Below are 22,094 nucleotides of genomic sequence, written 5' to 3'. Positions count from 1 at the left end.
GGTTCGGTTTGGTGCTCCAGCGCTATCTGCGAAGTGAGCGGTACACGCGAGCGAAAGCATCAACATAGTGGGTGCTATCTTCGAATCACTGCTAGCGGCGAGGCGCGGAGCCTGCATTACGCGTGCGGTGAATGTGTAGGAACCGACGTTAACGTACTTTCCGACCCATGTCAACGAACGCGAGAAGGATACTTTTGAGAAAAATCACCTATTCCACGCACTTAATAGCAGTCCGTCCACGGTATGATGCTACTCCTACATTTTTATTTAGGCCCGGCTATGATCACCGACGTAGGACTTAAGGAAGCAATCCCAATCATATCCGCAGGGGTAGGGGCACTCATTTCATTGGGTGGAGTCGTTGTCGCAAATCTTTTTAATATCCGCAGTCAAAGAATATTAGCGAAAAACCAGACCGCGGCGAAAGATAGAGAACTAAAGATCCAAAAGCTTGAAGAGCTGTATTTTTTGTTTGACAGATGGCAGATGAACTACAGCATCACGTATTTAAACCATCTACGTTTCCAGAAGCATAAATTGGAATATGCGGATCTTCTCGACTTGGAGTTGGAACGGAACAAAGCCCGAGCGGAATTAGGAGAGCATCAAAAAGTTCAAATGCTTATGAACGTCTACTTCCCCGACTTGGCGAAAGAATATACTTCGATTGAGCAGTGTCGGCGCGATATCACTCCGTTCATTCAGGCGGCACCTTCTAGAAACATCAGCACTGAAAAATTCGAGCAAAAGCAAGTTGAATTTGAGAAGGCGGCATTCAATTTTAAAATGAAGATATCGGACAGAGTCAAAGAGATTTGGTCCTAAACCCGCGCTCCACGATCAAGTGCAGAAGCGCGGGCGTTATGCGATTGCAGCAGAGCTTCCAATTCGCTGACCATATCAAGCGCCTTCTCGCGCTCGAAACCTCCGCCACCGATCTCTCCGCGACCAGTTCCCTTGCAAGGCACGCAGATACGTCGGTCTGCCGTGTTGCCGCTGCCCGAGCACCCCTCGCATTTGCCGTCCAACCAGTGCGCGAGCGACCGCTCGGCCACGCGGCGGTACAGCGCCTGCGCTGCCTGTGCATCCCATGCTGTGCCCTCGCGAACCCACTTGCGCTCGCGCCCCTTCTCGATCACGCGCGCGGTCCAGATGCGCAGCAGCTGGGCCAGATTGGCGCTGCCGGATTCGAACAGCTTGTGCTGCGTGCCGTCGGCGTACTTCACGCGCGAGAGCAGCGAACCGATGCCCGCGCCGGCGGTGTCGGCCAGCGCCGCCGCGCACAGCGCATCCGTAGCGTGGTGGTGCTCATCGTCGCGAAGGTCGGACGAGTTGACGGCATGAAGGTATCGGTCGGCAAAGCCCATTTCGCTGCTCCAAGAGGTGTGGCTGGACGTTAACACAGGTATTGCCGTTGCGCTAGACTGTCGATGTGGCAATTCGTTCAAACGCGCAACACCCCCGCGCGATTAAACTCCGCCAACGCTGCGCGCGCCGCTTGGTCGATGGCAAAGTTCGACACCGTGCGCAGGTAGACCATCGTCCGGCCGACGCCCTCGCGAAGCACACGCATCTCATCGCCCGTCACGCCCAACTTGCCGACCCGCTGCGCCCGGGCCTGGATTTCGGCCACGGCCAGCACCATCTCGTGCGCGATCGGAAGTATCTCGTGGCCGTCGGGCGCAATTCGGCGCACCATATCCGCGTTCGACAGCAGGTCGTAGACGTGCTGTTCTTCCAAGTGGTCCATACCGAGCGCGACGCTGGCCTGGAAGCCCGGCATCTCGAAGGCGATGGCCTTGCGCATGCCGAGCGGAAGGACGCATGGCTTCGGCTTGTATGCCTTGCGCGTTTTCTTCGTATTTGCCATCAGAGCCTCCCAGGGCGATTTTTTTGGAGTGACGTGTCCGCAGGTAGCGCCGCGATGCCATTCGCTGCGTGGCGGGCTCCTGGTGAAGCCGCAGATGCCTTCGGCAGGTTGAGGCCATGTTGCATTGCGTACTCGGCCACTTGTTGGGCGCGTGCCAACCGCTCCGCATCTTCTGCGGCGACCCGTGCATCGAACGCGGCCTCGCGGCGAGCATCGCGCATGGCGGCGCCGTCGGCGAGCAACTGCCTCACCTTGGCCAACTGCGCACGGGCTGCATCGGTGTCGGCTTCGCCACCGGCCGGCCCACCGAGCATCACCTGCGCCGCCGGCGCCGGCAGTTGTCCCGCGACCACCGCGCGGCTGATCGCCGCGTCGCGCCGCGCACCATCCCAGCCGATCGACACTGACCACGTGGCCGGCACGCAATCCGCGCGTGCCGCTGCTACCATCCGGACGTAAGCTTCCTTGAACGCCATCCGCGCGCCGACCTCATCACCCAGCGCTAGGATCGGGCTGGCCAGCGCGAACGCTGCTGCGCATTCGGCGGTCCACACCACCGTGTCCGCCTCGTCCTGGCTGCGCAGCGCGATCGCCCAGGCTTCCTCGGCGCCCGGTCGGCCATCCAGCAGCTTGCAGCGCATCGCGATCCCGGCCGGCACTGGCGCGAACTCGCCGTTCTGGTCGCGATAGGCCTGCATCGCGGCGCGCACCACCGACATCGGGAACGGCGCTAGATTCGCCAGCCAGGCCTTGACCATCGTCGCCTCGGGCAGTGGCTTGCCATAGGCGGCCAGCGTTTCGGCCAGCAACTGCCCGAACTCCGACTTGTCAGCGGGCGTCATGACTGCACCATGTCGATGATTTCGCCGCCTGCTGGCGCAGCATCGCCCAGCAGCTCAGCCATGACGCGCGCGTTTGTCTGCTCCATCGTTTCGGCGCCGGCTGGCGCACGAGCATTGCCTGCGTCGTTCAGGATGAAGCGGTCAATGTGGTCGGCATCGCGAAGGATCAGGCCGATGGCGTTGTACTTCGTCTTGCTGTCGTTCATCCCCATGTTGTGCGGAGTCTTCGCGCACCCACGGATGGCACGGCAGACGTCGGCGGGCGAATAGCTCTTCAACGCCTTCACGATCGCCTTGCGGCGCTTGTCGTCCAATTTCGAGCCTGGGGAGTTCATGATTTTTTGCCAGTACTCGAAGATCGTTCGTACGGGGTCGAGCTGCTTTTGCTCGACAAGTGTTTGATCCTGTTCTTGCTCCTGTTCTTGTTCCTGTTCCTGTTCTTGGCTTGCAAGGGCCTTGGAAGGGGCTTTCGAGGGGCTTCCGAAATCACGCATGTTTTTCATGTGAAAAGCGGAGGCGTATTTCTCGTAGAACCCGCGCAGATGCTGGTTCTCCGGCAGGTCATCGTACTCACGCTGAACTCCGGAACAGCGGTTATCGCGCGGCTCGAGGTGATCGGCGACTTGATAAGAAGCCATTTCGTACACCCAAACCATCTCAGCATCCTCATCGTATGCACAAAACCCGGATTTGATAGCACCTTGAAGGCCCTTTGAAGCCCCTTCCAAGCCCAATCCAGTTTCGTGAGCGATATAGACGAGCGGCACGTGATAAAGACCCAGCATGTTCGCGTGCGGCGCAGTCAGCAGGTACATCGCCACCACAACAGTTTCGATACCCTGCTTCTTAAGCGCCTTGCCGGTCTTCCCGATCCAGAACTTCGGACCGACCTTCGAATAGTCACGCATGAGGGGACTCCTTCCGCAGCAAATGCGACCAGCTATCGCGCTGCAGCACCTTCTCCACCGTGCGGACATGTACACCAAAGCGGTGCGCCAGCGCCGCATTGCTCAGCTCGGTTGCGATGCGCTGCCGCTGGGTGTCGCGCTCCTTCTGTGCGGCACGGATCGCCAAGACATCGTCGTCCGTGAGTTTAGATTGCGGCAGCGCCTCGCCGCGCTGCGCCAACTCGCGCGCCCGCTGCTGCCATTCGTCACGATTCATCCGCCCCCTCACGATGCATTCTCCTGGTCCAGCGCGGCGAAATCACGTCGCGGCCACGGCGATGCGAGGAAAGCCTGGATCGAGTTCTCATTGCTGTGCACCCAAATGTGGCATGGGCGGCAAAGCAACGCGAGATTGTCAACTGCCGCGCGCAGCTCACTGACCGCGAAGGTGACGATGTGGTGGATTGGGAACGTAGGCGTAGCTTTACGATCAACGTTGCGCCAGTCCAGGCCGCACCGTTCGCAACAAGCGTCCGCGCGGCACCAAACTGCTTTGACCGCCCGCTTCCACTCTGCAGAGCGATAGAATTCTTGGCGCTCCGGCGTAATGCCGCCCTTCCACTTCGGATTTCGATCGGCTGGAACGGTATGCAACCAGTGCACGCCGCCTCGCAACCAGGGTGTTCGTCCGCGAGACGCTGCGCCGATCTTCGCCTTCGACTCGGCTGAGTGCTTTGTCCCGGAGAAGCTGCGCGGGTCTTGGCCACCCTTCGCAAACCATTGCGCTGGGTCAGTGCCACGCGCGCGGGTCTGGATGCCCGCCTGTTTCAGCCAGTAGTACACGGTCTTGGGGTCGCGCTCAAACATTTTGCCAAGTTCGCCGCAGCCCAGCTTCCGCTCGACGTAGAGCGCAGCCAGTTGCTCATTAGTTGGCCGTGGGATAGTAGATTTTGTAGCGCTCATATTCCGTCCAATTCAAAAATCGTTTTCTGCTGCGACGCGGCTTTCGCCACCAACGCTGCCTCTTCCGCGCGGCGGGCCACCGCACCAATTTCATATTTAACCCGAGCCTCAGCGATCTTCAGGTAGTCGGGTTCCATTTCTATGCCTATGAACTGCATCCCCTCGCGCATGCAAGCTTTCCCGGTGCTTCCGCTGCCCATGAAGGGATCGAGCACCGTGCCGCCAGTCGTCGTCATCAATCGCACCAGGTAGGCCATCAGATCCGTGGGTTTGACCGTCGGGTGGTGGTTGCCATTGCGCTTCGTCCAGTCGGCGTCTTCGCAGGCGCGCATGGTGGCGTCTGTGCTCACCGCTGGCTCTAGACTGCTTGGCAGGCCTTCATTACGGTCCTGGCGGCTGGCCTTTGCGCAATAGAAAAACCGAGCGGCGCTGCCCGAGTCGCCCCGTGGTGCGCTTGGCGCGCGGCCGGAGAACTCGCCATACGCGTGGGCCGTCTTGGCGCTTGGCTCGCTGCCGCGCACTGACGCTTGCTGCCCGGGAGCCTGCGGAAACATCGACAACGCTTCCTCGCTGCCGTCGTGTATCAAATTTGCCGGCCACCGCCCCTCTGGAGCGTCGCCACGCACACCGGGCTTCGCGGCGAAGTTTGCACTGCCGGCACTTGTGTACCGCTGGTCCTGCGATGTCTCGCCAGCGCGCTCGCGACTCTCGCCCGTTGGCTCGACACGGCAGGCATCAATATTCAGCGCCCCAGTGCTGAACAGCAGAACATTGGCAACCACGGTTCCTGAAAGTGGTTTGCGTGCGACGCAGATCGGCTCGTGCGCCGGCTTCAGCGCGGTGCCCCAGCCTTCCCACTCCTTGGCTGCCTCTGTGAACGGAACCCATGGCGCAGTCGTGCCGTTCATCGTCTCTTGGCCAGGGTAGTCGTAATCCCCCGGTCCGCGCCCGGATGGGCTGTAGTCTTCACCCATCTGCATGCGACGGATGTCCTTCGGCCGGCCGGTGCCGGATTCGATGGCCTTGGCCACATTCATCGACTTCGGGAACCCGGAGCCGAAAACCCACATGATCTGGTCGCGGATCTCGAAGCCGGCGTCCTCGATGCCGCAGGCCATGCGATGAAACGTGCGCGGCGACGAAAATGAAAGCAGGTGTCCGCCAGGCTTTAATACCCGGAATGCCTCGCGCGCCCACTCTTCGCTAAATTGCTGGAATGCTCGCATCGCGGCCGGCGCAAGGTCGTACTTGCCAGCCTCGGCTGCGATCGACTTGTGTCCGCCGTTTGGGCCTGCATCCGGCGCATGGCTGGCGAAGCTGCGGCGCCGGTCGGCACGTGCCTCGATATCAGCGCCGTCCCAGGCCTTCCCCATGAAACGAATACCGTACGGCGGATCGGTGACGACCGAGTCGACGCTGTTGTCCGGCAAGGTTTTCATCACTTCGATGCAGTCGCCCGCGTGTAGCGTGTATGCTGCCGCGGCGATCTGCTCCTGTTCTTCAGGGCTAAATGCGCTCATGTCTTTTCCGTTTCAGGTTAAATTCCAGCAGCTGGTGCAGCAGTTGCCTTCAGGTCTTTCAATAATTTCTTGTAGCGCGCGGTCATCGCGACCAGCTGGTCGACCGTGTAGTGGCGTGGTTCGTTGTCCGCCTCCAGCGCCTCGACGGCGGCCAAGCCGATGCGCGCGATGACGCCGGCGCGGAACGACGCAGCCGTGGTGCCGCCGGGCCGGTTGCAGCCCTTCAGCTGCTTGAACACGTTCCGCTCGTCGAAGCGGAGGTGCGGATGGCTGCCGCGCGAGAGGTAGTGTCCAGCGTCATATTCGCCACCGGTCAGCGCGGAGCCGTCTGAATACCGATTGCAGTCGATGCACGGCTCATTGCGGTCGCGGAATCGCACCCAGGCGTTGAACGCCTTCTGGCAGTCGGCCACGTGGTCAGCCTTGCGCTTGAACTTGACCAGCTTTTGCTGGCGATCCTTGCGCTCGGCGCGCGCCGTCGTCTGCTTCTGCTTCTCCAGCTTCGCCATGGCCAGCACCGTGCCGCATTCCGGCGAACACCAGATTACGAACGGCGCCGGACGCACGAACTCGGCGCGGCAGGTGCGGACCGCGCACTTGTGCTTCTTCTCGCGCGCAGCCTTGGTGGCGATCTTCGTCACCTCGCGAGCCTCGATGCGCTCGCCGCGCGCAAACGCGGTGCGCTTCATCGGCGCGGCGCCGGGCTTCATGGGTGTGCGGCGCATCATGCTACGATGCTCTTTTTACAAAGGAACACCGAATGATCACCGCAGATACGAGTAGCTATGATGGTTGGGATATCGACGCCCATTGCCACGAAAATAAGCCTGACGATTGGAAGCCTGGCGAGCCTATCCCTTATTTGGCCAATCTGCGGGCGCGCTTGCACAATACGCCAGAATTTCCGTTCGAATGGACGGGCCAAAAGCAGTTCACGATCCCAGAGCACGGAGCCCGAACGTTCTACGACTGGAATGAGGCATACAGGTCGCTCAAACGTGAGGCGCACGAGAAGATCGATGAGATTAGGCGGATGCAAAAACATCAAGGGCTCACCTCATCCTGAACGGTTTCGCCAAAGACGAAACGAACATAGCAGCGCATTGCCGCCACCAGCGGGCTGTGATCGTCCATGCCGAAAGCGCGCTTGCCGCTAGCGCCGCGCGTCCAGGTGCATGCTGACCACACGCCGCTCTGGCCAGCGCCGGCATTCGGGCCGCCGCAGCGGTGCACCGGACTTGTCGGCGGGTGGAGTGAGATATTGGCGTGCTGGATGATCGAACCGCCCTGCTCCCAGTTCAAATCAAGGCGATAACCGTGCTCACCGAATGATCTGCAAAATCCGTTTGGAAAGTAGACGATCCAGGGGGCGCCGTCATGATCGCCATCACGCACGACCTTCAGACTCTGCGCGCGCGCGGCCCACACCGCCAGGTCGGCACCGCTCAGATCAGCAACGGCCATCATGGCTTTGCTCCCAGTGACAGCGCCACGGCTGCGCGTTTCGCCGACAAACCAGCCAGACGGCAACCGACATCAGTCGCATGGAAGTATTGCAGCTGGAGCAGAGGCCGGCCGGCGCGTGCGAAGCCGGCGGCGACCAAGCGCTCCAGCGCCGCGGCGTCGCGGCGATTCACCAAGTATTCGTTGCGGAAGCCCCAGCGTACCTGCGCGTGATGCGGCGTGGCGCCGAGCATGTGCCGCAGGATGTCGAGGTCACCCTCGTGCAGCGTAGCGACGCGGTCGGCCAGCTGGCAGGCGACGCACTTGCCGTGCTGGTCCAGCTGCTTGGCCTTGGCCGCCTTGCCGCAGGCGCAGCGCTTGGGGATCAGCGCGCCGGTCGTGGTTTCGCGGTTGATCGCGAGGTGGCGCCGCTCTTCGCGGCTCAGGTCGTACATCATGGTAGGATTCCTATTCGTTCATCAAATTGGAGACGGAAATGGTTGTTGACCCTCGCTTCGAGCAAGACCCCAATGGGGAATGGTTCTGGACCATTCGGAATCTTGGCGAGCTCGGAATCGGGATTCATGACGCGACGGCAAGATTCAGTAGCCAAGAAGAAGCGCTTGCAGACTTCGAGCGTTGGTCCGATGCGAGCTCCCCAACGGGCACCAACAATCGTTTCAATGCGTCGACTCGACATGGGGAAGTCTTGGTTTCGGCACGCTTGACTAATTCCGGCGCGATCACCGAAGTCTCCTGGGGACCGTGCGACTTAGTACAGACACTGACGTATAAATTTCGTGGCACCATGCCGCCACTCGCAAGTGAGTCAGTGACAGCAGACATCGTTGCAAAAATGGCGCTGTCACACTTTGATAGCCTCGAAAGTCCCAAAACCAAAACCATGGTCTTTAGAATTGGTGACATAGATGTCAACGGCTCGCTAAGGCTAATTCCGGTGGTGTAACTTATGTTTTGATGATTGTTCACGCCGCCACCATGCCCATCTCACGCTCGTGCATGAAGTTCGCCTGTATCAGCGCGCGGGCCATCGGCGGGCAAACGCTGTTGCCGCACATGCGCACTTGCGCTGATTTCGTCAGCGGCACACGCGGCAATTCCAAGGGGTTGCCCTCGGCCTGGTGGCCATCCTTGAATAGCAGCTTCGGATCCGGAATTTCGCGGATCACGTAGCCGGCCGGGAAGCCCTGCGCGCGGTAGAGCTCGGCCGGCTCCAGCATGCGCAGGCCGATGTCGACAATCTGGTAGTCCACCCCTTCGATGGTCACGAGGCCGAAACGATCCTTCGTCGTGACCGTGTGCAGCGGCTCTTCCAGTCTCGGGTCCTGATCGGAGCCGTAATACTTGACGAGGAAGGCGCGCACTTCGGCGTGGTGCTGGCCGCCGGCGCTGACCGTGTGCAGAGGCTCGTCCATGCCGGCGGTGCTGCTGGTGCCGCGCAGCTTCACCAGACTGCTTGTCATCACCGCATGCCGCGCACTGGCCGTCACGGTCTTGATAGGCCCACGCGCATCCTGGCCGCGAGATTCGTCGCCCTTCTGCGAATACATGGCCTCGATGTGAGCGGTCACGATGCCCATGGTATTGCCAGTGCTGGCGCGTGCCGGAGTGCCGCCAGCCGTCACTGTGTGCAGCGGCTCTTCTGGCGAACTGCCAACCGCACCGGCACGGAACTTAGTAATATGCGCGGTTACCAGCGCCGACTTCCCACCACCACCTGGCATCACCGTTCCCATCGGCACGTCCGCCGGATGACCAACGCTCATGCCCATGTCACGCTGGATATGCGCGGTCACCAATGCGGTGTCGCCTTTGGCGGTGATCGTGGCGGCCGGCTCGTCGGCGCCACGCGGGCGGCTGTCGCCGGCACGGCCGCCTACGCCCACCAGCGTCGCCGAGACGGCGCTGAAGTGACCACCCTTGACCTGGGCGCAGATGGTGCGCAGCGGCTCGTCGGCAGGCATCGTGCGCTGGTTGCTTGAATTGGCATGCTCGTTCAAGAACGCGGTCACCAGCGCCGCCTTGCTGGCACCGGCCACGACCGTGCCGAGCGGCTTCTCGATGTCCAGCGTGCGGGGCGTCTGGCCATCACGCTCACCGTAGCCGGTCTGCACCATGGTAGCGACAGCCAGCGCCTTCTCTCCGCGCTGCGCGCCGGTGATGGTGCGGAACGGCTCGTGAACCGATTCGCTGCGGTCGCTTCCTTGATGCGTCACAGGGACGATGCTGGGCACGACAATGGCGCGGTGGTTCTCCGTCGTCAGCGTGCCGAACGGCTGGCCAGCCGACACCGGCTTGCCCGAGTAGATCGGACCGCCCTGGCCAATGATGAACGGTGTTTCCGCGTCCACCACGTAGCGCTGAATGCCCTTCGCGATGCGGCGCAGCGTGGCGTCGGCCAGCGGGCGCTTGCGCTCGAAGATCGAAGGGCATGGAATGGACCAATCGATGCATTCGGCGGCCGTGCGCCACGGTGCCAGGTTCCCGGCCAGCACGCCGGCGGACGTCGGAGCGCCGTTGGTCGGCGCCGGCCAGCGGATCGGCAGGCCGTCGCGGCGCGCCACGAGGAAGAAGCGTTTCCGGATGGTCGGCGTGTCGAAGTCGCTGGCGCGCAGCTCTCGGTGGTCGACCGTGTAGCCGTGGCCGCGCAGCTGGCGCAGGAAGCTCTCGAACGTCTTGCCCTTCTTCGCCGGATCTGGACGGAAGTTGCCCTCGGCGTCCACCAGCAGTGGTCCCCAGGTTTTAAATTCCTCGACGTTTTCCAGCATGATCACGCGCGGTTTGCACTTCGCCGCCCAGCGCAGCGTCACCCACGCCAGGCCGCGAATGTTCTTCGCGACCGGCGTGCCGCCCTTGGCCTTGCTGAAGTGCTTGCAGTCCGGCGACAGCCAGACCAGGCCCACCGGCTGATTGTTCGTGACCTTGATCGGGTCCACGTCCCACACGCTCTCGCACAGGTGTTTCGTGTGCGGGTGGTTCATCGCGTGCAGCGCCAGCGCCTCGGGATCATGGTTGATCGCGATATCGACCGGCCGGCCGAACGCCTCCTCAAGGCCGGTGCTGGTACCGCCACCGCCGGCGAAGTTGTCGATGATCAGCTCATGGCCCAGGTCCAGCTGCGGCGTCAGCATGTCACGCTTCATGCGGCGCGGCGTGCGGCGCGCGACCGGCCGGGATGCCGGAAGCGGCGCAGCCATCATGGCGGCGACATCCTCGAGAGGCAGATCGAAGTTGAAGTCATCGCGCTTCATGCCCGCGCTCCCGCTGCGCGGCGCGCAATGGTGACTGGCATAGGATGCGGCGTTCCGCGATAAGCTGGTCCGGCGATCTGGCCGACGTATGGCGCTGGCGGCGCGATGGCGGCGCGAGCGGCGGTGGTGATGTGATAGGTCAGGTCGACCAGGTGAGCATGGCCAGCGTCCACGAGGTCGCTGAAGTGCGCACGGCAAACAGCCTCGACCTTGTCGTCTTCGATATCGAATTCGAGCAGTTCGCAGATCTGGTAAAAGGTGCCGGGCCCGGCGGCCAGTTGGCGCAGCATCGCATGCGCGAGGCTGGTCGGGTGTGGGAGCTTCCTCATGGCTGGCCAGCCTTCCCGTCGGTCAGGTCAACCGTCATGCGCAGCTTGCGGCGCGCGCGGTACTCCGCAGCGCCGGTGGTGGCGCTCTTCTCCGCGATGTGCTCACGGTCTTTTTCGCGCCATTCACGGGCCGCGAGCGTGACTTTCTCCTCCGGCGTGCCAGTCTGTGCTGGCGCCGGTCCTTGCTGTAAAATAGTGGGCATGTAATTCCTCTAGTGGGTGATCGGGTCGCGCTGCAACGCGGCCCTTTTTATTTCCGCTGCTCGTTTTCCAGTTCGCGCAGCAAGCGCTCGTAGTGCTCGCGCTGTTTGTGCTTCTCGCGAGTCATAACGTGCGCCGGTTCTACATCCATCGGCCGCGCTTCCTCAGCGGCATGCTGCTGGCGCTCCTGCATCATCGTTACGCGCCCTCGCCGGCCAGCAACTGGCGGATCGACTGCACGGTGAAGTTGTACTTCTCGTGCGCCTTGAGAATCATGCTGTCGCCGAATGGCAGCTTGTCGTGGCGGATCTTGCTAATCACGGGCGGCGCCACCTCGAAGGCACGCGCCAGAGCGGCGTCGTTCTTCAGGCAGAGTTTCTCGATAAAGTGGTCGAGCAGCGCCGCGCCGGCGCCAGGTTGAATTTGCGATGCTTGAGGCATGCGGTTCTCCATCTTCTTCGCCACGCACAACGGGGCGCGGCATCCCGAATTCAGTGGTGATGTGCCTGGCTTGCCAGTTGATGCTTGGCGAACTCGCCGGCCACCCAATGCAAACCCTTGGTGGTGAAGCGCATGCTGTTGAAGGCGTGCTCGTTCTTCGCCGATACGCCAGCTTTCACCTCGAAGCGACCCGCGTTGAGGTGCTCAGCGCGCGGAGCAAGTTCGCGACCCAGCCGATATGCAATCTCCTTGGTCAGCAGGAACTCACGGAACACGTTTTCTTTGACCTTCAGCACTTTGCAGGCCTGACGGAAGCCAAGCAGACCAGACGCATCGACGTAGCGTTCGACGAATTCGACGGCCGGCGCGGCGGCGGCCAATTCGACCTGCAGCGCCTGCTTGGCCTCGACTTCATCAGCCCAGGCGCGCGCGGCAGCCGCTGGGTTGGTGAAGTCCGGCAAAGCGATCTGCCCAGCGGCAGAGACCGCTTCAAGTTCGCGCCAACGTGCGATCACCTTGCGGCGCAGGATCGCGCTGTAGCCGGTCAGCAGCACGTCGGTCAGCTCGCGGTCCAGCGCGTACTCGGTCTGTTCGCGGTTCGAGCCGTCGAGATAGATGCATCCAAATTTGGATGCATCCTCGCCCAGCTCGCGAAGCATCTTTTCGATGTCGCGCTTGACGTGGAAATGCTCCTTCCCCGTTAAGTCGGCAATTTCGCGGCTCGTCATCTTCGGTGCTGCTATGGCGCTGATCAAATTCACGGTGGCTCCTTTGCGTTGGTGGCGTAGGCGACTGGCTGGCCGAGGATTCACATGCGCATGTGGTGGCGCGGCTGCGCGTAGTTCGCCCGGCCCGGCAGCAACATGGCCATGTTCTGGCCAGCTTTAGGCCATTCCTGTTGCGCGCGGCGCTGCTTATCATTACGAAAACGCGCTGACCAGTCGTTCGCCAACTGGCGTAGCGTCCGACTCTGCGACTCGCCGGCGTCGGTGCAGGCCTGACTGAAGTCGCGGTACTCATCCTCGTTAAACAATGCTTTCGCAACGAGGACGCGGGGTTTCGGCATCTTGGTTTTCATGGTGGTTTCCTATAAAAGTGATTCAGGCTTTCAGGTGATGCGGATGATTCTGGTATTGCGATTCGTTGGGCTGGCGCCGTCAGCCAGGCGGGCCGGATGCGGCAGCTCCGGTGGTGGGCGCGGTGCGCAGCGCGGCGTGATCGCCCTGCTTCGCCAGCACCTCCAACAGCGTGGTCTGCTTTTGCAGTGCGGTGAGGATGAGAGCTTGCGATTCATCGGCAACCAGCTCGGCGCCGATGAACTCACCTTCGTGCGCCAGCAGCGCGTCGGTCACTGCGGCCTCGGCGCGGCTGGCGGCAGCACTGAGCTGGTCGAGCTTGGCGATCGCGTTATCCAGCGGCGCGCTGTCGATCTGGAAGTTGAGTTCCATGGTGATTGTGCTGGGCGCGAGCTTGGCCGGCGCTGGCACGTAGCCGAGGCGAGCCACCAGGCGGTTGATGAAGCGCTTCATGTGGTTTCTCCGGTGGTGTTGACGGCGGCGGGCGCTGGCGCGGCGGAAGATGCAGCGAGTTCGGGCCAGATGAGATGCCAGTCGTCTGGGCGCAAATCGGCGCGGGTCACAGCACCGCTCGTCTGCACTTCGATTTGAGGACAATGCTGCGGCGCCACTGGGCGAATGCGCTCAACCCACTGGTGGAGCAGCGCTGACGAAACGCCAATGGAGCGAGCGAAGGCCGCCTTCGTAGTGTCCGAGCTTGAGAAGTAGTTTTTCAGGTCCATGTCGCAATAATAGCACCGCTATTACATAAGTCAATAGCATTGCTCGTTGCGATGATTAATAGCATTGCTATACTTCGCCGAATGAAAGCAGATCCCAAACCTTTAGAGCAATGGCAAGTCGATGATGCTGATCGGCTGAAAGCATTGTTCGATAAGCGCGAACCGAAGATTTCGCAGTCGGAGTTTGGCTCGCAGTTTGAGCTTGGAACTCAGGGGATGGTTTCCCAATATCTCCTTGCCCGGCGTCCGCTGAACATCAAGGCCGCGACAGCCTTCGCGCGAGGCCTCGGCGTGGCCGTGGTCGACTTCAGTCCGACCATCGCAGCTCAGATTAACGAAGCGTCGCAGGCCGCTGGCGAGATTCCTGGTGCGCGCGCGGTTACTGATGACGACGACCACGCGGAGCCAAACGTTGAGATCCGGATGGTTTCGATCGATGTGCAGGCCGGCGTTGATCGCATCATTCTTGAGCCGATAGATTACGATGGTGGCAAACACCATGTACCTCGCCAGTGGCTTGAGGAAAATGACCTTTACCCTGCCGCGCTCGTGGCGGTGAAGGTAAAAGGCGAAAGCATGCAGCCCTTGATGTACGAGGGTGACATAGCGGTCGTGAACACTGCCGACAAGGTTCGCAAGACCGGCGGCGTATTCGCTATGAACTACGAGGGTCAGGCCGTCATCAAGCGCCTACTGTACGAGCGCCGCGACTGGTATCTAGCATCAGACAATCCAGAATTCAAGTCAGTGCCCTGCCGTGGCGCCGACTGCCTGGTCATCGGTCGAGTTGTCCACTTCACTCCGAAGAATTTCCGCGACCGCCTGTAATTAAATTGGAGGGTTGATGAACAGAGTTGTCACATTTGCTGCGGCCACTGCTCTTATTGCTGTCGTCGGTGGGTTCGCGATCTACGTTAAATATGATGACTGGTTTGTCCTGCCGAAGGCTCGGCAGCTCGTTGCAGACAAGTTGAACGACCCGCTTAGTGCACAATTCCGCAATGATCGCCTTATTGACTATAACTGGCACTGCGGCGAAGTGAATGGGAAAAATGCGATGGGTGGCTACGTCGGGTTTAGGCGCTTTATATCAGGGAGAATCAACAAAGAAGTCTATCTGGAACGCACTGGCATGGTTGGCGAAGAAACGACCGCCGAGGTGCTTCTGCTGGCCGATAAAGTGATCGATCGCATGAAAGCTCAAAACGCAATGAAGGCGAAAGACCCTGACTTCAAATACCCGAATGAGTCTGATGCTGATCGCTATGATCGCGCGCGCGGCGAAGTGTTCGAAGATCACTGGAAGGCTATTTGCGAGAAGGCATAAACATTAACTGTAGCCAATTACGATGCCACACAAAACTACCTGAGGCGCTAGAGGATGAGCAGAGCAAGGACCGCATCGGATTGGCTATCCCAGCCCGCAATTAATTCATTGATATCCCCAGCTTGTCTTCTGGAGGGAGATCACACCAATCCAGCATGGAGAGCTCAAGTTGCCTCTCCAGCGTCAGAGCGCGCTCGCCCCATGATCCTCAAATGGATCGATGGGCACCTTCCGATATCGATTGAACTAGCGTGCGCTCTGGCGGCTCAATGCCTACGGCTACCAGTTCCGTCACCAGCAGTGGTTCTCGCGCCAAAGAACTACCTACCAGGCCTACCTGCTGCGTCAACCGGGCAGCTGGTCTTATTGATTGGGAGCGAATATAAAACGCCGGATGCTTTTTTTGCGCAAGCTCTGTCGAGGAATCCGGCGGCAGAGGAACTGATCTGGAGTAAACTTTGCGACAGCGAGTCTGGCGCGAAGGGTGCGGCTTGGGATGAGCTTATTGCGAATCCAGATCGCCATCACCAAAATGCGTTATTTGACGGCGTGAACTGGTGGCTCTTCGATCACGACCAAGCGCTGTTGGATTCCGGCGCGTTTTGTAAGAATCCGCTTGATCAAACACAGCGCTCGCTAATGTGCAATTTTTCAGCGCGGTGCAACATACTTGCGGAACAAATGGTTAACCGCTTAAGGTCGCAGAATAACATTTCTGCCCAGCCGGCTCAGTTTGATCGATACAAGGCTGAGATGTCGTTACTATCATTAACAGCAGCGAAGTGGTCGCACACGCACCCAAAAATTCAAGAGATTTTCTCGACCACTGCTATACTTTTGACAGCTATCGAATTGCGTCTCCCGCCTTTGGCGCAGCACATATCGAACCGAATAGCGCAACCGAGTGCAGAAAGCCTATGGAATTAGACTACGGAATGGATTTTCAGGCACCAACCGTGGCAGCCCGGTTTTCGCCAATATATTGGGAACCGATGGTCGGCAGCGAGGAGCGCATTACCGCTCTTGTCGCCATTGAGCCGGAACCCGGCGCTTCGGATCTGTCTCCTATCGCTCACGTTGTCTTGCCCGCACGTCGTCTAAAAGCGATGCTTGGTATGACGCGCGGTAGCTCCGCCCACGGCATCTTGAGCTTGGTCGCTGAGTTTATGACGACTAGATTGGCCGCTGGTCTGACCCTTGAAGAACTGGATGCGCCATTCGGCGGATTTACAGTTGGAAAGCCAAGGGAGATCAGGGCGTTTTCCGAGGAGCAGGTCCTTTCTGGCGCTGTGCAAATGGTGTCGGCGCTGGGCGACGCGGACGAGATTTTGGAGGTAGATGGGCCCGGCCGTCGCTCTTCCGCAACTACGCTCGCGTTTCTTCGCTCTGTGCAGGCCGAGTTCTCCGTTGACGATAAGACGCGCCGCTCTCGCTTCTTCAAGCGTTTCACCAGTGAAGGAGCGAGGCAGGTTATGCTCGACTATGCACACGATAAGTGGCTGGTCCAATTTGCGAGCATTCCCGCCACGGTCGGCCAGAGACGGTATCTGGAAAAAGAGGCAGAAAGCAAAATCTTAGAACTCATCACTGCACGAAAATTTGTTCAAGCATCGACAAAAACTATTCTTATTATCAATAAGCAACCAGTCTTAGATGAGTCTGGCGAGCTTCATAAAATCGGCGTCGAGGCAAACGAACGGTTCGTATGGTTCGCTGGCCAGCACGATGTCGAGTCGATCGAAGTCCGGTCAAAGCAAGAAGCCGTGCATACCCTTGAGACTTTCGCCTAATCAATGAGGGGCGAATAAACAGGTGAGTCTTCGGCGTCGCGCACTTCTGTCAGGCTGTCTTACAGTGTGTGCTCACCGGCAGTGAAAAAAAAAGGAGGCTGGGCTTCATGCAGCATCTGTCATAATTCCTAAATGCAATATCCTTCCGCTGTCGTCACCATCAACCACCTCACCGTCGCCGCGTTCTTGGTTGACTCGTACCAGACCTACACTGCGCCTGGCACCCGCCTAATCGCCGGGGTGCAGCGCTACTTCCCGACCCTCCCCATCATCCTGGTGTCGCCGCGCATCGGCGGCTTCTCGCGCAGCTTCGCGCACTTCGACACCACCAACATCATCAAACACATCAATACGGATGAGATTGACTGGCAGATGGCGGCGCTACCAGTTCAAGCTGGCGAAACTCCCTTCTAAGCCAGCAACTCTGATTTTTCGATAAATAGCAACGCTACCGAATTCTTTAATAGCATCGCTATTGCATATTAAAAATAGCTTTGCTATTATTCATCCATCGACACACCGATGGAGAACGAAATGTCCCCAGCTGAACTTGCAGCACTCGCAGAAGCAACCCACCGCGGCGATGCCGCCTATGCCGCCCAGGTGCGCAAATGATCGCCCTGATCGTTGGTCTACCGAGTGCTGCCGGCATGAACGTAATGCAGTTAGCCGCTGAGCAAATGACCGCGCCGGCGCGCCGCCTGGAGCTGGTGAAGTCGTTGCCAGTAGCGATGGGCGAGAACGGCATGCAGACCGTCGCCCAGCTGTGCGCCGAGCGCGACATTTCGCTCTCGATTACCGACATGAACCGCATCGGCCGCCGCGCCTCCGCGTTGAGCCGCAAGCAGGACTTGCAGCCGGTGAAGGTGCCGTGCGCGCTGTTCGGCGAGGTGAACTCGTACCGTGCCGACCTCTTGGCGCTGGCTTACGAACAGATAGACGCGGAGACGCTGTGAACGCCCCTATTTCCGCTGCCCTGCTCCAGCTGCGCGCCGGCCAGGTCGCCGCGCCGGTGACTCAAGGTGACGAGCCGCTGCGCACCGTGTACGTGGTCCAGCAGCCGCTGGTCCCAACCGCCGCCCGACTGCTGCGCGCCGGCTACGAGCATGACGGCTTGCGGATCGACCTGTACGGCACGCTGGACGCTGCCGGCTACGAAGTTGAACACGCGGCGCTCACCGGCGCGCTGGACCAGATCGACATCGCTGTCTGGCTGACGCGGGAGCAGTTGCGCCAGATGAGCGATTGGTGCGACCGCCATCTGCCCAGCGCGCACGAACTGAAGCTGGTGTCGCAGCAGGACGCCCGGGCCGAGCGCCTGCAGTGGCAGCGCAACTTTGCGGCCGAGCCACCTTGAACCGAAACCGGAGCGCGCTGCCCCGGTGCACAACGCAGCGATAGCCGTCGGCCAGGCGATAGAAATGCGCCCAGCAGGATCTGAAATGCCTCGACTCCCCGCGCAGTCGGCCCGCAAGGGCAAGCGCGGGACCACATGGCAGGCGGTTGATTGCCCCGCCCGGAGACAACCTGAAAAGGCTCAATGGGGAGGAAAGCGGAACGAGCATTCGGATAAGTTGGACTGTCCGGCCAACCATCAGCCGCCTGCCATGTAGTGAACCAGTAGGGAATGCGCCAGTACGCACGCCTCGCGGAGTGCCGGCAGCAGACCGCGCCAGTACCGAAGCACCACACGCAGAGAGCGGCGTACGCGCTCCCCGAACAACGAAGTCAATAGGGAGCGCAGGATGAACAGCACGAATCACTGGCAAGCAAAATACCCGGGCGGCCTTTTCTGGACCAATGTGCCGGCGGTCCTCGTACAAAATCTAATTGCCTGCGGCTTCAAGGTGCGCCCTCCACGCGCTAAAAGCCTCTCGCAAACGCAGGTGTTTGCATGATGGCGCGCTTCCTCTTCGGCACGCCGGGCGACTGGTGCAGCCGTCACCCTCGCGTAATGCTCGGCGCCGTGCTGCTGCTGACCGTGCTGTCGCAATGGCTGGTCGACCTGGTGCTTCCGCCGGTGGTGATGCCATGACGCGTGAACAGAGAGCGCTCGTGCGCATCGTCAAGCTGTGCCGCCGCCCGAATCATCGAATAAGCCGCCAGATCCGGCTGATGGAATTGGCGCTGGAAGGCCTGGGTGTGCCGACCAACGCTCGGAACGCGGAAATCCAGAAGGTTCTTCAGGAGCGCCGCGAGGTGGCACTGCAGCACGTCGCCGCGCGGCAGATCGGAGGCGACAGTGAAGCTGCGTGACGCCCTGACCATCGCTCTGCTGGGAATGCTGATCGGCAGCGCCTACGCCTTCATGCAGCAGGCCGACGAAGAGGCGGCGCAGCGCGACCAGGCGGCGTGGGCCGGGAAGTCGGACAAATGACCGCCCTCGCCCACATCGCCGGCCAGGCGCTGCGCAACCTGCGCGCCGGCCACCGCCCGCAACACGCTGTACGCCTTGCCCTGCTGAATGCAGCTTAACGAAGTTACACCGGAGAAGAAAATGAGTAACGCCCTCGCCATAGTCACTGGCGCAATTCAAGAAGCTCGCGAGGATTTCTCCCGCGTGCTCGGCGACCGCAGTCTGAGTTTTGAGCGGGAGTCAGGATTCGCCATCCAGCAGCTGCAGAAGAACGATTACACACTCGGCGTCGCCATGAAGAACAAGGCGTCGGTGATCAACGCCGTCACCAATATGGCCGCGATCGGCATTAGCCTGAACCCCGCCCGCAAGCAGGCCTACCTCGTGCCGCGTGACGGTCAAATCTGCCTGGACATCAGCTACATCGGCCTGCTCGATCTGGCCGTGGCCTCGGGGTCGATCCTTTGGGGCCAGGCTGAGCTGGTGCGCGAGCACGACCTGTTTAAGCGCGTCGGCATGGACAAGCAGCCGGTCCATGAATTCGAGCCGTTCGGCAAGAACCGTGGCCTGATCATCGGGGCCTACGTTGTCGCGAAGTTGCACAACGGCGACTTCCTGACCACGATGATGGATATGGACGAGGTTTGCAGCATCCGCGACCGCTCCGAAGGTTGGAAGGCTTTTTGCGCCAAGAAGATCAAGAGCACACCGTGGGCCAGCGACGAGGGCGAAATGATCAAGAAGACGGTCATCAAACGGGCATACAAGCTGTGGCCTAAGACCGAGCGCCTCGACGCCGCCATGACACATCTGAACACGACAGGCGAAGGCTTAGCGCCTGATCGCCCGGACAACTGGGTGGACGTCGCGCCGATGATTGCGGAAGTGCTGCGCACCACGACGGCCGCTGACGCAAAGGCCTATTGGCAGGAAAACAACTCCGCGCTCGCGGGCCAGCCAGCCGATCACAAGCGACTCAAAGACGCGATGATCGCTCACGGCATGAAGCTGGCCGATCTGGCGAAGCGGGCCGCCGAAGCGCATACCGTCGAAATGGAGCCGACTGGCGTCGCGATGACCGACGACGAGGCGCTGGCCGCCGACCTGGCGCGGAGTGCGCAATGAAATTCGTGACGTGCGCACAAGGAACGCCGGAATGGCACACCTCCCGCTGCGGCAAGATCACCGCCTCCCGCTTCGCTGACGCGATCAGCACCGTCGGCGGGCTGGATGAGCGTCAGGCTAAATACGTCGCCCTGGTGCGTGGCGGCATGGACAAGCCAGACGCCGCCGCCAAAGCAGGCTACAAAGTCCTCCCTTCGTCGGATCTGGTGCGCCGGGCCCTTCTGGGCGAAGACACTGCCGTGCCGTCCGATATCGCCAAGCGCTACGCCGCCGACCTGACCATCGAGCGCATCAGCGGCAGCCCCTTCGGCGAGCCGGCGCGCGCATGGGTGCTGGAACGCGGGCACAAGATGGAAGAGCTGGCGCGCATGCACTACGAGGCTCGTATGGAGGCGCTCGTCACCGAGGCCGGCATCTGCCTGACCGATGATGAAATTTTCGGGTACTCGACTGATGGCCTGGTGGATGACGATGGGCTGATCGAAGTGAAGGCGCCCATCGACAGCGCCAAGATTATCGAGATGTGGGTCACTGGCGACGTGTCCGAATACATGCACCAAATGCAGGGCGGCATGTGGATCACCGGCCGCAAGTGGTGCGATTTTCTGATGTACGCGCCAGACCTGGCTGCAATCAACAAGGACCTGTACATCAAGCGCGTGATGCGCGACGACGCATTCATCGATGACATGGTGCTGCGATTGGCGAAGTTTGACGCCATGGTCGAAGCCAATATGCGCTTGCTGCGCTACGGCCCGGCGCCAATGCCGGCACCCACGCCAGCAACCGCAGCACCCGCCGCCGCACCCGTCGCCGACTGGCGCACCGCTTTTCTCAAAACCGCAGTATAAAAACTAGGAGCCTCAAATGGAAATGACAACCGATATGCTCAAGCCGGATTTGATCCCCGCGCCGGCCGTGCCCGAAGAAATCAACCCGCTTTCCCTGCTGACCATCAAACCCGAGGAATACGTGGCCCAAGTGTTCGCGCCCTTCCGCAGCAAGCTGGCGGCACTGAAGGCCGAAGCCGATACGATCCACTTCGAAGATAAGCGCACCTTCGACGCACCGCACCGATACGTTGACATCAGCACTACCGAGGGCATGGCGATCGCCGTGAAGTATCGCGCCGGGTTCCGCGACGATGTGCGCCTCGATGTCGAAAAAACAAAGACTGCGCGTAAAGCCCCTATCCTTCAAATCGGCCGCCTGATTGACTCGACCTTCAAGGAGATTGTCGAGGAAGCGGCGCCATACGAGGGGAAATTCGACGCGGCTATCAAGGCCGAAGAGAAGCGCAAGGCGGAAATCAAGGCGGCAAAGGAGCGCGCGGAAGCGGAGCGCATAGGCGGCATTAAAGCAGCCATCGAAACAATCCGCGCCCTGCCCTCGCGTGCGGAAGGCAAGTCATCCGACGAATTGCGCGCGCTGCTGGAGCGAGTGGCCGCCCGGGTGATCGCCAAGGAGGAGTTCGCGGAATTCACCGATGAGGCGCGCATTGCACTGGACGCCGCCGGCCAGGAGTTGGTGGCGATGTTCGGCGCCGCGCAGCAGCGCGAGGTAGCTGCTGCCGAAGCGGAAGCTGCGCGCGTCGCCGAGGCCGCGCGCCTCGCCGCCGAGCAGGCTGCTGCCGACCAGCGCCGTGCCGAAGAGGCTGCGGAGAATGCGCGCATCGCCGCCGAGAATGCGGCCACGGCCCAGCGACTGGCCGACCAGCAGGCTGCTATCGACCGCGCCGCCGCCGAAGCAAAGGCACAGCTGGATGCGGAGCGGGCCGAGATCGCCGCTGCGAAGGAGAAGCTGGTCGCCGAGCAGGCCGCCGCCGCGAAGGTCAAAGCCGACGCCGAGGAAGCGGAGCGCCAGGCCGCCGCCGAGCGCGCCGCCAACGAGCAGGCCGCCGCAGCGCGCGCCGAGCGTGAGCGCCTCGACG

Annotated in this window: 34 protein-coding genes and 1 pseudogene; 16 read left to right on the top strand and 19 right to left on the bottom strand. The window is 60.9% G+C overall.

Annotated elements, in window-relative coordinates:
• Positions 1 to 279: 279 nt before the first annotated feature.
• Positions 280 to 825 carry a hypothetical protein gene (locus GTP55_RS25535; protein ID WP_161047608.1) on the top strand — a complete coding sequence of 182 codons (546 nt, stop codon included), beginning with the start codon at positions 280 to 282 and terminating at the stop codon, positions 823 to 825.
• Here the strand turns inward: GTP55_RS25535 and GTP55_RS25530 are convergent.
• From GTP55_RS25530 to GTP55_RS25495, 8 genes are all read right to left on the bottom strand, one after another.
• On the bottom strand, positions 822 to 1,367 hold the full coding sequence (locus tag GTP55_RS25530; RefSeq protein ID WP_161047607.1) for a hypothetical protein: 546 nt from the start codon (positions 1,365 to 1,367) through the stop codon (positions 822 to 824). The genes GTP55_RS25535 and GTP55_RS25530 overlap by 4 nt on opposite strands.
• 77 nt (positions 1,368 to 1,444) lie before the next feature.
• Positions 1,445 to 1,870 carry a hypothetical protein gene (locus GTP55_RS25525; protein WP_161047606.1) on the bottom strand — a complete coding sequence of 142 codons (426 nt, stop codon included), beginning with the start codon at positions 1,868 to 1,870 and terminating at the stop codon, positions 1,445 to 1,447.
• Positions 1,870 to 2,712: a hypothetical protein gene (locus GTP55_RS25520; protein ID WP_161047605.1), complete on the bottom strand. Its 843-nt coding sequence runs from the start codon at positions 2,710 to 2,712 to the stop codon at positions 1,870 to 1,872. The genes GTP55_RS25525 and GTP55_RS25520 overlap by 1 nt, the downstream gene beginning before the upstream one ends.
• Entirely contained in the window at positions 2,709 to 3,620 is a 912-nt protein-coding gene (locus tag GTP55_RS25515; protein ID WP_161047604.1) for a hypothetical protein, read from the bottom strand. The genes GTP55_RS25520 and GTP55_RS25515 overlap by 4 nt, the downstream gene beginning before the upstream one ends.
• The gene (locus GTP55_RS25510; protein WP_161047603.1) at positions 3,613 to 3,876 is read right to left on the bottom strand and encodes a hypothetical protein; all 264 of its coding nucleotides are present in this window, start codon (positions 3,874 to 3,876) and stop codon (positions 3,613 to 3,615) included. Before GTP55_RS25510 ends, GTP55_RS25515 begins: the two co-directional genes overlap by 8 nt.
• 8 nt (positions 3,877 to 3,884) lie before the next feature.
• Positions 3,885 to 4,562, bottom strand: a complete 678-nt coding sequence (locus GTP55_RS25505) for an HNH endonuclease (protein WP_161047602.1) — start codon at positions 4,560 to 4,562, stop codon at positions 3,885 to 3,887.
• A complete protein-coding gene (locus tag GTP55_RS25500) occupies positions 4,559 to 6,082 on the bottom strand; it encodes a DNA-methyltransferase (RefSeq protein WP_202423864.1) in 1,524 nt (507 codons plus the stop codon). The genes GTP55_RS25505 and GTP55_RS25500 overlap by 4 nt, the downstream gene beginning before the upstream one ends.
• Positions 6,083 to 6,099: 17 nt before the next feature.
• Entirely contained in the window at positions 6,100 to 6,807 is a 708-nt protein-coding gene (locus GTP55_RS25495; RefSeq protein WP_161047601.1) for a recombination protein NinG, read from the bottom strand.
• 35 nt (positions 6,808 to 6,842) lie between these two features.
• On the opposite strand from GTP55_RS25495, the gene GTP55_RS25490 reads away from it, so the two are divergent.
• On the top strand, positions 6,843 to 7,148 hold the full coding sequence (locus GTP55_RS25490) for a hypothetical protein (protein ID WP_161047600.1): 306 nt from the start codon (positions 6,843 to 6,845) through the stop codon (positions 7,146 to 7,148).
• On the opposite strand, the gene GTP55_RS25485 is transcribed toward GTP55_RS25490, so the two are convergent.
• Complete coding sequence (locus GTP55_RS25485; RefSeq protein ID WP_161047599.1) at positions 7,127 to 7,549, bottom strand: phage protein NinX family protein; 423 nt, start codon at positions 7,547 to 7,549, stop codon at positions 7,127 to 7,129. The genes GTP55_RS25490 and GTP55_RS25485 overlap by 22 nt on opposite strands.
• Entirely contained in the window at positions 7,546 to 7,983 is a 438-nt protein-coding gene (locus GTP55_RS25480; protein WP_161047598.1) for a hypothetical protein, read from the bottom strand. Before GTP55_RS25480 ends, GTP55_RS25485 begins: the two co-directional genes overlap by 4 nt.
• 38 nt (positions 7,984 to 8,021) lie before the next feature.
• On the opposite strand from GTP55_RS25480, the gene GTP55_RS25475 reads away from it, so the two are divergent.
• On the top strand, positions 8,022 to 8,492 hold the full coding sequence (locus GTP55_RS25475; RefSeq protein WP_161047597.1) for a hypothetical protein: 471 nt from the start codon (positions 8,022 to 8,024) through the stop codon (positions 8,490 to 8,492).
• Between the two features lie 19 nt (positions 8,493 to 8,511).
• Here the strand turns inward: GTP55_RS25475 and GTP55_RS25470 are convergent, their stop codons facing one another.
• The 9 genes from GTP55_RS25470 to GTP55_RS25430 all read right to left on the bottom strand — a co-directional run bounded on the left by GTP55_RS25470 (position 8,512) and on the right by GTP55_RS25430 (position 13,566).
• Positions 8,512 to 10,689, bottom strand: a complete 2,178-nt coding sequence (locus GTP55_RS25470; protein ID WP_161047660.1) for a DNA cytosine methyltransferase — start codon at positions 10,687 to 10,689, stop codon at positions 8,512 to 8,514.
• A gap of 104 nt (positions 10,690 to 10,793) precedes the next feature.
• Positions 10,794 to 11,126, bottom strand: a complete 333-nt coding sequence (locus tag GTP55_RS25465; protein ID WP_161047596.1) for a hypothetical protein — start codon at positions 11,124 to 11,126, stop codon at positions 10,794 to 10,796.
• Positions 11,123 to 11,329, bottom strand: a complete 207-nt coding sequence (locus tag GTP55_RS25460; protein WP_161047595.1) for a hypothetical protein — start codon at positions 11,327 to 11,329, stop codon at positions 11,123 to 11,125. The genes GTP55_RS25465 and GTP55_RS25460 overlap by 4 nt, the downstream gene beginning before the upstream one ends.
• A gap of 47 nt (positions 11,330 to 11,376) precedes the next feature.
• Positions 11,377 to 11,523 carry a hypothetical protein gene (locus GTP55_RS25455; RefSeq protein ID WP_161047594.1) on the bottom strand — a complete coding sequence of 49 codons (147 nt, stop codon included), beginning with the start codon at positions 11,521 to 11,523 and terminating at the stop codon, positions 11,377 to 11,379.
• Positions 11,524 to 11,525: 2 nt separating this feature from the next.
• Entirely contained in the window at positions 11,526 to 11,768 is a 243-nt protein-coding gene (locus GTP55_RS25450; RefSeq protein ID WP_161047593.1) for a hypothetical protein, read from the bottom strand.
• 50 nt (positions 11,769 to 11,818) lie between these two features.
• Positions 11,819 to 12,529 (bottom strand): phage antirepressor KilAC domain-containing protein, encoded by a 711-nt coding sequence (locus GTP55_RS25445; protein WP_202423863.1) that lies wholly within the window; start codon positions 12,527 to 12,529, stop codon positions 11,819 to 11,821.
• A 47-nt stretch (positions 12,530 to 12,576) separates the two neighbouring features.
• Complete coding sequence (locus GTP55_RS25440) at positions 12,577 to 12,846, bottom strand: hypothetical protein (RefSeq protein ID WP_161047592.1); 270 nt, start codon at positions 12,844 to 12,846, stop codon at positions 12,577 to 12,579.
• A gap of 79 nt (positions 12,847 to 12,925) precedes the next feature.
• A complete protein-coding gene (locus GTP55_RS25435; protein ID WP_161047591.1) occupies positions 12,926 to 13,297 on the bottom strand; it encodes a hypothetical protein in 372 nt (123 codons plus the stop codon).
• Positions 13,294 to 13,566, bottom strand: coding sequence for a transcriptional regulator (locus GTP55_RS25430; RefSeq protein ID WP_161047590.1), 273 nt, complete (start codon positions 13,564 to 13,566; stop codon positions 13,294 to 13,296). The genes GTP55_RS25435 and GTP55_RS25430 overlap by 4 nt, the downstream gene beginning before the upstream one ends.
• An 81-nt stretch (positions 13,567 to 13,647) precedes the next feature.
• Between GTP55_RS25430 and GTP55_RS25425 the strand changes: the two genes are divergently transcribed.
• The 13 genes and pseudogenes from GTP55_RS25425 to GTP55_RS25370 form a co-directional block, all read left to right on the top strand.
• A complete protein-coding gene (locus GTP55_RS25425) occupies positions 13,648 to 14,394 on the top strand; it encodes a LexA family transcriptional regulator (RefSeq protein ID WP_161047589.1) in 747 nt (248 codons plus the stop codon).
• Between the two features lie 16 nt (positions 14,395 to 14,410).
• Positions 14,411 to 14,893 (top strand): hypothetical protein, encoded by a 483-nt coding sequence (locus tag GTP55_RS25420; RefSeq protein ID WP_161047588.1) that lies wholly within the window; start codon positions 14,411 to 14,413, stop codon positions 14,891 to 14,893.
• 201 nt (positions 14,894 to 15,094) lie between these two features.
• Positions 15,095 to 15,820 (top strand): hypothetical protein, encoded by a 726-nt coding sequence (locus GTP55_RS25415; protein ID WP_161047587.1) that lies wholly within the window; start codon positions 15,095 to 15,097, stop codon positions 15,818 to 15,820.
• Positions 15,811 to 16,683, top strand: coding sequence for a hypothetical protein (locus GTP55_RS25410; RefSeq protein ID WP_161047586.1), 873 nt, complete (start codon positions 15,811 to 15,813; stop codon positions 16,681 to 16,683). The genes GTP55_RS25415 and GTP55_RS25410 overlap by 10 nt, the downstream gene beginning before the upstream one ends.
• Before the next feature lie 132 nt (positions 16,684 to 16,815).
• Complete coding sequence (locus tag GTP55_RS25405) at positions 16,816 to 17,097, top strand: hypothetical protein (RefSeq protein ID WP_161047585.1); 282 nt, start codon at positions 16,816 to 16,818, stop codon at positions 17,095 to 17,097.
• Between the two features lie 245 nt (positions 17,098 to 17,342).
• A complete protein-coding gene (locus GTP55_RS25400) occupies positions 17,343 to 17,639 on the top strand; it encodes a hypothetical protein (protein ID WP_161047584.1) in 297 nt (98 codons plus the stop codon).
• Positions 17,636 to 18,040, top strand: coding sequence for a hypothetical protein (locus GTP55_RS25395; RefSeq protein ID WP_161047583.1), 405 nt, complete (start codon positions 17,636 to 17,638; stop codon positions 18,038 to 18,040). The genes GTP55_RS25400 and GTP55_RS25395 overlap by 4 nt, the downstream gene beginning before the upstream one ends.
• A 540-nt stretch (positions 18,041 to 18,580) precedes the next feature.
• Positions 18,581 to 18,718, top strand: a complete 138-nt coding sequence (locus GTP55_RS25390) for a hypothetical protein (protein ID WP_161047582.1) — start codon at positions 18,581 to 18,583, stop codon at positions 18,716 to 18,718.
• The gene (locus tag GTP55_RS25385) at positions 18,715 to 18,939 is read left to right on the top strand and encodes a hypothetical protein (protein WP_161047581.1); all 225 of its coding nucleotides are present in this window, start codon (positions 18,715 to 18,717) and stop codon (positions 18,937 to 18,939) included. Before GTP55_RS25390 ends, GTP55_RS25385 begins: the two co-directional genes overlap by 4 nt.
• Entirely contained in the window at positions 18,926 to 19,060 is a 135-nt protein-coding gene (locus tag GTP55_RS30120) for a hypothetical protein (RefSeq protein ID WP_267876876.1), read from the top strand. Before GTP55_RS25385 ends, GTP55_RS30120 begins: the two co-directional genes overlap by 14 nt.
• Before the next feature lie 120 nt (positions 19,061 to 19,180).
• Entirely contained in the window at positions 19,181 to 20,164 is a 984-nt protein-coding gene (locus GTP55_RS25380; protein ID WP_161047580.1) for a RecT family recombinase, read from the top strand.
• A complete protein-coding gene (locus tag GTP55_RS25375) occupies positions 20,161 to 21,015 on the top strand; it encodes a lambda exonuclease family protein (protein ID WP_161047579.1) in 855 nt (284 codons plus the stop codon). The genes GTP55_RS25380 and GTP55_RS25375 overlap by 4 nt, the downstream gene beginning before the upstream one ends.
• Positions 21,016 to 21,031: 16 nt before the next feature.
• Positions 21,032 to 22,094, top strand: a pseudogene (locus GTP55_RS25370) (hypothetical protein); the annotation flags it as partial.

Origin of the sequence: Duganella margarita (assembly GCF_009857535.1) — a bacterium.
Lineage (GTDB): Bacteria > Pseudomonadota > Gammaproteobacteria > Burkholderiales > Burkholderiaceae_D > Rugamonas > Rugamonas margarita.
This window is presented reverse-complemented; position numbering and strand designations above follow the sequence as displayed.

Bases quoted from the DNA above. Each gene is read 5' to 3' on its own strand.
- GTP55_RS25455 (WP_161047594.1), bottom strand. From the start codon at position 11,523: ATGATGCAGGAGCGCCAGCAGCATGCCGCTGAGGAAGCGCGGCCGATG.
- GTP55_RS25460 (WP_161047595.1), bottom strand. From the start codon at position 11,329: ATGCCCACTATTTTACAGCAAGGACCGGCGCCAGCACAGACTGGCACG.
- GTP55_RS25500 (WP_202423864.1), bottom strand. From the start codon at position 6,082: ATGAGCGCATTTAGCCCTGAAGAACAGGAGCAGATCGCCGCGGCAGCA.
- GTP55_RS25510 (WP_161047603.1), bottom strand. From the start codon at position 3,876: ATGAATCGTGACGAATGGCAGCAGCGGGCGCGCGAGTTGGCGCAGCGC.
- GTP55_RS25405 (WP_161047585.1), top strand. From the start codon at position 16,816: ATGCAATATCCTTCCGCTGTCGTCACCATCAACCACCTCACCGTCGCC.
- GTP55_RS25495 (WP_161047601.1), bottom strand. From the start codon at position 6,807: ATGCGCCGCACACCCATGAAGCCCGGCGCCGCGCCGATGAAGCGCACC.
- GTP55_RS25535 (WP_161047608.1), top strand. From the start codon at position 280: ATGATCACCGACGTAGGACTTAAGGAAGCAATCCCAATCATATCCGCA.
- GTP55_RS25530 (WP_161047607.1), bottom strand. From the start codon at position 1,367: ATGGGCTTTGCCGACCGATACCTTCATGCCGTCAACTCGTCCGACCTT.
- GTP55_RS25490 (WP_161047600.1), top strand. From the start codon at position 6,843: ATGATCACCGCAGATACGAGTAGCTATGATGGTTGGGATATCGACGCC.
- GTP55_RS25390 (WP_161047582.1), top strand. From the start codon at position 18,581: ATGGCGCGCTTCCTCTTCGGCACGCCGGGCGACTGGTGCAGCCGTCAC.
- GTP55_RS25375 (WP_161047579.1), top strand. From the start codon at position 20,161: ATGAAATTCGTGACGTGCGCACAAGGAACGCCGGAATGGCACACCTCC.
- GTP55_RS25400 (WP_161047584.1), top strand. From the start codon at position 17,343: ATGCAGTTAGCCGCTGAGCAAATGACCGCGCCGGCGCGCCGCCTGGAG.
- GTP55_RS25420 (WP_161047588.1), top strand. From the start codon at position 14,411: ATGAACAGAGTTGTCACATTTGCTGCGGCCACTGCTCTTATTGCTGTC.
- GTP55_RS25525 (WP_161047606.1), bottom strand. From the start codon at position 1,870: ATGGCAAATACGAAGAAAACGCGCAAGGCATACAAGCCGAAGCCATGC.
- GTP55_RS25485 (WP_161047599.1), bottom strand. From the start codon at position 7,549: ATGATGGCCGTTGCTGATCTGAGCGGTGCCGACCTGGCGGTGTGGGCC.
- GTP55_RS25440 (WP_161047592.1), bottom strand. From the start codon at position 12,846: ATGAAAACCAAGATGCCGAAACCCCGCGTCCTCGTTGCGAAAGCATTG.
- GTP55_RS25385 (WP_161047581.1), top strand. From the start codon at position 18,715: ATGACGCGTGAACAGAGAGCGCTCGTGCGCATCGTCAAGCTGTGCCGC.
- GTP55_RS25435 (WP_161047591.1), bottom strand. From the start codon at position 13,297: ATGAAGCGCTTCATCAACCGCCTGGTGGCTCGCCTCGGCTACGTGCCA.
- GTP55_RS25425 (WP_161047589.1), top strand. From the start codon at position 13,648: ATGAAAGCAGATCCCAAACCTTTAGAGCAATGGCAAGTCGATGATGCT.
- GTP55_RS25450 (WP_161047593.1), bottom strand. From the start codon at position 11,768: ATGCCTCAAGCATCGCAAATTCAACCTGGCGCCGGCGCGGCGCTGCTC.
- GTP55_RS25515 (WP_161047604.1), bottom strand. From the start codon at position 3,620: ATGCGTGACTATTCGAAGGTCGGTCCGAAGTTCTGGATCGGGAAGACC.
- GTP55_RS25475 (WP_161047597.1), top strand. From the start codon at position 8,022: ATGGTTGTTGACCCTCGCTTCGAGCAAGACCCCAATGGGGAATGGTTC.
- GTP55_RS25470 (WP_161047660.1), bottom strand. From the start codon at position 10,689: ATGAAGCGTGACATGCTGACGCCGCAGCTGGACCTGGGCCATGAGCTG.
- GTP55_RS25415 (WP_161047587.1), top strand. From the start codon at position 15,095: ATGATCCTCAAATGGATCGATGGGCACCTTCCGATATCGATTGAACTA.
- GTP55_RS25380 (WP_161047580.1), top strand. From the start codon at position 19,181: ATGAGTAACGCCCTCGCCATAGTCACTGGCGCAATTCAAGAAGCTCGC.
- GTP55_RS25465 (WP_161047596.1), bottom strand. From the start codon at position 11,126: ATGAGGAAGCTCCCACACCCGACCAGCCTCGCGCATGCGATGCTGCGC.
- GTP55_RS25505 (WP_161047602.1), bottom strand. From the start codon at position 4,562: ATGAGCGCTACAAAATCTACTATCCCACGGCCAACTAATGAGCAACTG.
- GTP55_RS25430 (WP_161047590.1), bottom strand. From the start codon at position 13,566: ATGGACCTGAAAAACTACTTCTCAAGCTCGGACACTACGAAGGCGGCC.
- GTP55_RS25480 (WP_161047598.1), bottom strand. From the start codon at position 7,983: ATGATGTACGACCTGAGCCGCGAAGAGCGGCGCCACCTCGCGATCAAC.
- GTP55_RS25520 (WP_161047605.1), bottom strand. From the start codon at position 2,712: ATGACGCCCGCTGACAAGTCGGAGTTCGGGCAGTTGCTGGCCGAAACG.
- GTP55_RS25410 (WP_161047586.1), top strand. From the start codon at position 15,811: ATGGAATTAGACTACGGAATGGATTTTCAGGCACCAACCGTGGCAGCC.